At 44.6% G+C, this 404-nt stretch carries 1 protein-coding gene; it reads right to left on the bottom strand.

All coding sequences use genetic code 11. The features are described from left to right. The coding region (locus tag JMA43_RS13985) for a DUF7507 domain-containing protein (RefSeq protein ID WP_446719414.1) at positions 1-404 on the bottom strand (404 nt) is incomplete at both ends.

Here is a 404-nt window from a genome sequence, read left to right as displayed (position 1 = left end):
GATCGTAACTTCCTTTACTTACTGAACTCTCCACAAAACGATATCCTGATGGAAGCTCGTCAGTAACAACCACATTGGTAGCTTCAATAAGTCCTAAGTTGCTAACTGTGATGGTAAAGATTACTTCCTCACCCACAAATGCCGTTGAAACATCTACCGTTTTAGTCACTGCTATATCAGTTTCTTCATCATCAACTGGAGCAGGATCTGGACCAGTTGGGAGCGGAGTTACAGTACAATCTGGACACGTAGGATCTACAGGTGGATTGTTTGGATCTGTTGGATCTACTGGTGTTGGATCTTCCGAAGTATCAGTAACTGAAGTCCCGTCCGGATCATCTCCAGTAACAGTTGCTAAGTTGTACACCCCACCAGCATCGATATCCTCTTGCGTGATGGCATAG

Origin of the sequence: Joostella sp. CR20 (assembly GCF_038433465.1) — a bacterium.
Taxonomy (GTDB): Bacteria; Bacteroidota; Bacteroidia; order Flavobacteriales; family Flavobacteriaceae; genus Galbibacter.
Note: the sequence above shows the minus strand (reverse complement) of the source record. Positions and strands in the feature narration are given on the sequence as shown.